This is a genomic window from Mesorhizobium sp. M7A.F.Ca.CA.003.01.2.1 (genome assembly GCF_003998945.1).
Taxonomy (GTDB): Bacteria; Pseudomonadota; Alphaproteobacteria; order Rhizobiales; family Rhizobiaceae; genus Mesorhizobium; species Mesorhizobium ciceri.
The window spans coordinates 1-6750 of sequence record NZ_RZRA01000203.1; the positions used below are offsets into that span (position 1 = coordinate 1).

Here is a 6750-nt window from a genome sequence, read left to right on the forward strand (position 1 = left end):
GCGTGATTGTCGATGCGCATCTGGAAGATGAAATAGGTCGGCGAGCAGAAGCCGATGCCTTTCACTTTGCCGATGCCCGGCGTGTCCGGCGGCAGCGATTGGCACATATAGTCCTCGCGGCAGAAATGATCGGCCGAACAGGCCGGCCGGTTGCCGCGATTGACGGCGCCGCCAAGGCATTGGTCGAAATTGTTGGTGGCCACGCAGATGTCGAATTTCTTGCCGCCGACCAGCCCGCAAATCTCGTTCGGCATCGGCTTGCCAGCTTTGAAGGCCGCGAAGGCACGGTCCTTGTCGTCGCAGCCGCGATAGGCGATGCCGCCCGGCACGCCGATCTTCGGCGGACGGCAGGTGTAGGCGGTGCGCGACGCGGCAGGCGCGAAGGCCGCGAACTGGCCCGATTTGCTGTAGCGGTCGTTGAAAGGCTGCGCCGCATTGCTGGCGATCGAGCCGGTCAGGCAGGGATGGCCGGAAAACAGTTTTTCGCTGTCCTTGGGCAGCAGGCATTGCGCCAGTTTCGTGTGCACGCCCGAAGCGGTGGCCAGCGGCGTGCAGACGGTGCCGCCGCCGCATTTCCAGGTCGCACCGAAGCGGTCCGCATCTTCCGGCATCAGGCACGGCATGGCCATCTCGGCCGGCGCGTAGTCGACCGCGGCGTCCGTCCAGGCTGCCGGCGGCGCAAAGGAGAGCGGACGGAAGCGGTTTGGCTCCCTGCCCTCAGCTGTAGCGCGCAGCCAGGCCTGGCGGCGCGGGATCTCGGCATGAAGATGCGGCGAGATGTCGACCTCGATGCGGTTGAGCGGCGATGTCGTCTTGTCGTCAAGGCCGATGAAATGGAAGCCGGCAGTGGAACCGGCCTGATGGCAACCTTGGCAGGCGCCATTGTCCAGCCGCTCGACCAGCGCTTCCGGCGTGCGCACCAGTTTTAGCGTGGAATAATCGAGCGATGCGAATTCCTTGGGCTGGAACAATTGCGTAAACGGATGATTGGCCTGCCGCGCGCTGCCGAAGGTCGACCATGAGATGATCTTTCTGGCCAGGAACTCGTCGGGAATCTCATAGACGCCTTCGTCAACCGCCGGCAAATTGGCGCCGACATAGACGGCGAGCCGTGCCTTCAGCGCCGCATCCTGCGAAAGCCGTGCGGTGTCGGGCGTGTTCTCCAGCGGTTTTTCGCTGATATCGGCGCCATCGATGCCGAATATCCGCATGAGATAGGCGGCCTGGCCACCGAACTCGGTTTCCTGGCCGGAGGGGAAGCGCACCACCTGTACGTTGAGCTCCAGCTGCTTGAAGGTGAGCCCAGCTCTCTCCAGCGGCCCGCCGGTCAGCCAGCCGGCATCGACGCTCTCGTCAAGCTGGGGTGTCCAGCGTCCGGCAACACCGACGCAGCCGCCATCGGCGTCGGGGGTGGCGCTGTAGACCGCATTGAAATTGAATGGCAGGCGCGACGCCAGCAGCTTGCCGTTTTTGCGAAAGCTGTAGGCCAGGCGGTAGATGAAGCGCACCTCGCCGCAGCTCCTGTCGCCTTGCAGCACCGCGAAGTCGCGACGATCGAGCCGGTTGACGACGCCGACCAGCCGGAAGCGCGCGGCGTCGGTCTTCAGCCAGCGCATGTCCATGATGCGGCCGACATTGCCGTCGGTGACTTCGTAGAGCGTCCGGCCGCCGGCTTTCATATCGGCACGCAGTGCCGCAACATCGGAGGCAACCGTTTCGACGATGGCGTGAAAGGCCGGCGCCTCGTCGTAAAGCGTCTTCAGACCGCCCTCGCCGTCGACCCCGAAAACATCGGCGAAACCGAAACCCCTGGCATCGAGTGCGGCGAGCACCGCCGGATCGTCGACGATCGTCACAGGACCTTCGGCGCGCGCCGTCGGCGCCATGAAGGCAGCGATGAGGGTGGCAAGCAACAGAACGAGCGCGCGGCTCATTGGGCAGCCGTGCGCGCGTCGAAGAGTTCGCGCAACACCGGCACCAGTGCCAACGGCAGGTCCTCGGCGATCAGACCGGGTCCGAACCGGCTGCCGGCCTCAGCATGCAACCACACCGCCGCGCAGGTGCCCTCGAAGGGCCGCATGCCTTGCGCCAGCAAACCGGCAATGATGCCCGACAGCACGTCGCCTGACCCGGCTGTGGCCAGCCACGGTGCACCGCTGGAGTTGATCGCCGCTTTGCCATCGGGTGCTGCTATGACCGTGTCGGCGCCCTTGTAGACGATGACGGCGTTGGCCCGCGTGGCGGCCGTTCGCGCCTTGTCCAATTTCGACATGGTTTTGTCCCCGGCGATATCAGGGAACAGGCGGCCGAATTCGCCCTCATGCGGCGTAACTATCAAGGCAGGCGCATTCGGCTGACGGGCAGCTTCGAACAGCGCCTGAGGCTGATGGGCCAGCGACGTGATGGCGTCGGCATCAAGAACCATCGCACTGGCGTGGTTCGCGGTCGCCTCGTCGCGTGCTTCCTCCTCCAAAGCCTTGATCAGCTGCAGGGCGAAATCGCCGACCTTGGGCTTTGGCCCAAGCCCCGGTCCGAACACCAGCGCCCCGGGATGGCGCACCGTTAGAAATTCCTGCACCTCCTCGAGCGAGCCCGCCTCGCGCAGCATGATCGAGGTCAGGTGAATCGCGTTCACCTGCATGGCGTTGCCAGGCGACAGCACGGTGACCGCCCCTGCCCCGCTTCTGGCGGCGGCCAGCGCCGACAGCCGCGCCGCGCCCGTAGCACTGGGACCGCCGGAAAAGACGCCGACATGGCCGCGCTTGTATTTGTGCGCATCCACCGTCGGCACCGGAAATTCCTGCAACCACAGGTCCGGCACATTCTCGAAGGTCGAGACGGCGAGCTGGGCGATAATGCCGTCGCCGATGCCGATATCGGCGAGCACGATCTCACCGCATTGCCCGCGCCCCGGCAGCAGCAGGTGGCCAGGCTTTTTCCGCGCGAAGGTGATGGTGACCTCGGCACGAAACGCCCTGCCCAATATGTCACCGCTCCTTCCAGAGACGCCGGACGGCAGGTCGACCGCGACCACGGGCAGGCTCAGGGCTGTCACTGTATCGATGGCTTTCGCGGCGTCGCCGGACAGCGGCTTCGACAGCCCCGCCCCATAGAGCGCGTCGATCACGATCGAGCCAGGCTTGGCGTCAAAGTCAGACAGCGGCCGGGGCTTGATCGGGCATTCCGCGGCGGCGAGCGCCGCATCGCTTTTCGGCCTCGGCGCGCCGGATGCCCAGACCGATGTGCCGACGCCGCTGCCGGCCAGGATGCGGGCAACGACATAGCCATCGCCGCCATTGTTGCCGGGCCCGCACAGCACATGGATGTGCTTTGCCGAGGGGTAGCGCTTGAGAACCTCGGCCGCGACCGCTCCACCAGCGCGCCGCATCAGGCCGATGCCGTCGGCTGGGCCGGCGGCAATCGTCAGCCGATCGGCCTCGCTCATTTCGGCCGGGGAAAGAAGTTCGTTGCTCATGGATTGCCGATCCGCATGCGATCAAGCATTGTCCGATTTCGATCCTAAGCAAACAAGGGGGAGTTGCCGAGATCTGCAGCCATAACGTTGGCACGAAAGCATCGCGGGCAGAAAATTGCCTGGGGGATAGGCAATATGCCCGATTTTTGTGCGGACGTGGGTGCTGGCGCTGTGTAGGCTCTGGCAGTCCATGCCGCTTCCGGTGCAGCGAATGACGCGAATTTGCATCCCGGTGCGGCGCGGCTTTGAAATCTTATGAGACCGCTTAGAATCCGCTGAATTGGCACAGTTCGTGCTTGATGGAGGCGCAAGCGGGGGGTCACAACCCGTTTTTTTGGCAGTGGAGGCCACTTTTTACATGAAAAAGATCGAAGCGATCATCAAGCCATTCAAGCTCGACGAAGTGAAGGAAGCGCTTCAGGAGGCCGGACTGCAAGGCATCACCGTCACCGAAGCAAAAGGCTTCGGTCGTCAGAAGGGCCACACCGAACTCTACCGCGGCGCCGAATATGTCGTCGACTTCCTGCCCAAGGTGAAGATCGAGGTCGTGCTTGGCGACGACGCGGTCGAAGGTGCGATCGAGGCCATCCGCAAGGCGGCCCAGACCGGTCGTATCGGCGACGGCAAGATCTTCGTTTCCAATATCGAGGAAGTCGTGCGTATACGCACCGGCGAAACGGGCATGGACGCGGTCTGACCGACCGCGCCATCCTCCCGAAAAACGTCATCATCAAAAAAAGTCATCACACAGGGATACATGACATGACGACAGCCAAAGACATCATGAAGCAGATCAAGGACAACGACGTGAAATTCGTCGACCTGCGCTTCACGGACCCGAAGGGCAAGCTGCAGCACGTGACGATGGATGTCATCGAGGTCGAGGAAGACATGTTCGCCGATGGCGTGATGTTCGACGGCTCGTCGATTGCCGGCTGGAAGGCCATCAACGAGTCCGACATGGTGCTGATGCCCGATCCGGAAACGGTCCACATGGACCCGTTTTTCGCGCAGTCGACCATGGTCATCCTGTGCGACATCCTCGATCCGGTTTCGGGTGAATCCTACAACCGCGATCCGCGCGGTACGGCCAAGAAGGCCGAGGCCTACATGAAGGCCGAAGGCATCGGCGACACCATCTTTGTCGGCCCGGAAGCCGAATTCTTCGTGTTCGACGATGTGAAGTACAAGGCGGATCCCTACAACACCGGATTCAAGCTCGACTCCACGGAATTGCCGTCGAACGACGACACCGATTATGAGACCGGCAATCTCGGCCACCGTCCGCGCATCAAGGGCGGCTACTTCCCGGTGCCGCCGATCGACAGCGCGCAGGACATGCGCTCGGAAATGCTGACCGTGCTCGCCGAGATGGGCGTGCGCGTCGAAAAGCATCACCATGAGGTGGCGGCGGCTCAGCACGAACTCGGCATCAAGTTCGACGCGCTGGTGCGCAACGCCGACAAGATGCTGATCTACAAGTATGTCGTCCACCAGGTCGCCAACGCCTACGGCAAGACGGCAACCTTCATGCCGAAGCCGATCTTCGGCGACAACGGCTCGGGCATGCACGTCCACATGTCGATCTGGAAGAACGGCAAGCCGACCTTCGCCGGCAATGAATACGCCGGTCTGTCGGAAAGCTGCCTGTTCTTCATCGGCGGCGTCATCAAGCATGCCAAGGCGATCAACGCCTTCACCAACCCGCTGACCAATTCCTACAAGCGCCTGGTGCCGGGTTACGAAGCGCCGGTTCTGCTCGCCTATTCGGCGCGCAACCGCTCGGCTTCCTGCCGTATCCCGTTCGGCTCGTCGCCGAAGGCCAAGCGCGTCGAGGTCCGCTTCCCCGATCCGGGCGCGAACCCCTACCTCGCCTTCTCAGCGCTGCTGATGGCCGGCCTCGACGGCATAAAGAACAAGATCCATCCCGGCCAGCCGATGGACAAGGATCTCTACGACCTGCCGCCGAAGGAGCTGAAGAAGATCCCGACCGTCTGCGGCTCGCTGCGTGAAGCCCTGCAGAGCCTCGACAAGGACCGCGGCTTCCTGAAAGCCGGCGGCGTCTTCGACGACGACCAGATCGACAGCTATATCGAGCTGAAGATGGCCGAAGTGATGCGCTTCGAAATGACCCCGCATCCGGTCGAGTACGACATGTACTACTCCGTCTGAGATTCAATCTCGGTCCAAGATTAGCTATAATGCTCAAGCCCTTGAAAGACGTCCCTCTTTCAAGGGCTTTTTGCTGCGCTCCAATAGGATTGCCAGCCGACCGGCATGCCTCGCCTGCACGGCAGCCGCGCATGGACAGCCGTATCCGCCTTTCGTCTTCGACGATCATAGGATGCCCGGATTCTTGGACCTACGGTCCATCGGAGCGGCCGGCTTTTGAGCGCGTCGCTTCAATCACAACTCGGCGGTGTTCAGTAAATGATCAAGGGAGGCGGTTCGGCCGCCAACGTCGGAGCCAGGAGCGAGCGGAGCACTGTCTCAGGCTACAGTGACCGCTCGTCCGGCGCCCACGCCAATGCCGCCGTTCAAGAAAACCCCGCCCGTCCGAACAGCATTGCGTGACGTAACCCCAAGGCCAGCGAATACGCATGCCGTAGCGTGATCTGTCAACGCCGCCAGCCGGGTGGCGAATGACCGATTCCGTTGTATGAACAGATGCTTATGGAAGATCCATCGCCCCGGACAAGGGCTGGAAAAAGGCGGTTTTCCGGGCTTTCTGGCGAGTGATCGCCGCAGACCCGCACGGCTGCGGCCGGAACTCACGGGCGATTAGCGACCGCCGGAACTGCCTGACTTTTTCTGGGTATGTTTTACCGGGAATGCAGTCCGCCGGGTAACGGCCAAAAAAGAACCCCGGCGCGAAACGCCGGGGTCCTCTTGTCATACAGTCCGAAACACTTACGCGGCGGCTGAAACCTGAGCGCTTGCCGGAACCGAGGCGATCGTCTTCAGGATTTGCGAGGCGATCTGGTAGGGGTCGCCCTGCGAGTTCGGACGGCGGTCTTCCAGATAACCCTTATAGTCGCTCTTGATGAAGGAATGCGGCACGCGGATCGAGGCGCCACGGTCGGCAATGCCATAGCTGAACCGGTTCCACGGCGCGGTCTCGTGCTTGCCGGTCAAACGCTTGTCGTTGTCCGGGCCGTAGACGGCGATGTGATCCATCAGGTTCTTGTCGAAGGCCGCCATCAGCGCTTCGAAATAGGCTTTGCCGCCGACTTCGCGCATATAGGCGGTCGAGAAGTTGGCGTGCATGCCAGAGC

4 protein-coding genes and 1 pseudogene are annotated in these 6750 nt (G+C 62.6%); 2 read left to right on the forward strand and 3 right to left on the reverse strand.

The features are described 5' to 3' along the window. Window positions 1-1934 (reverse strand): hypothetical protein (locus tag EN969_RS11000; protein WP_127419124.1); only part of this gene is annotated, 1934 nt, incomplete at its 3' end. Further along, window positions 1931-3475, reverse strand: coding sequence for a bifunctional ADP-dependent NAD(P)H-hydrate dehydratase/NAD(P)H-hydrate epimerase (locus EN969_RS11005; protein ID WP_063168062.1), 1545 nt, complete (start codon window positions 3473-3475; stop codon window positions 1931-1933). The genes EN969_RS11005 and EN969_RS11000, both read right to left, overlap by 4 nt. 358 nt (window positions 3476-3833) lie before the next feature. On the opposite strand from EN969_RS11005, the gene EN969_RS11010 reads away from it, so the two are divergent. Next, window positions 3834-4172 carry a P-II family nitrogen regulator gene (locus tag EN969_RS11010; RefSeq protein WP_006205430.1) on the forward strand — a complete coding sequence of 113 codons (339 nt, stop codon included), beginning with the start codon at window positions 3834-3836 and terminating at the stop codon, window positions 4170-4172. A gap of 65 nt (window positions 4173-4237) precedes the next feature. Continuing rightward, window positions 4238-5647, forward strand: coding sequence for a type I glutamate--ammonia ligase (glnA, locus tag EN969_RS11015; RefSeq protein ID WP_013531452.1), 1410 nt, complete (start codon window positions 4238-4240; stop codon window positions 5645-5647). Between the two features lie 738 nt (window positions 5648-6385). Here glnA and EN969_RS11025 read toward each other — a convergent pair. Then, window positions 6386-6750 (reverse strand): annotated as a pseudogene (locus EN969_RS11025) (glutamine synthetase); the annotation flags it as partial.

What these genes read in the sequence shown, in the direction of transcription:
- EN969_RS11005 (WP_063168062.1), bottom strand. Translation starts at nt 3,475, where the DNA reads ATGAGCAACGAACTTCTTTCCCCGGCCGAAATGAGCGAGGCCGATCGG.
- glnA (WP_013531452.1), top strand. Translation starts at nt 4,238, where the DNA reads ATGACGACAGCCAAAGACATCATGAAGCAGATCAAGGACAACGACGTG.
- EN969_RS11010 (WP_006205430.1), top strand. Translation starts at nt 3,834, where the DNA reads ATGAAAAAGATCGAAGCGATCATCAAGCCATTCAAGCTCGACGAAGTG.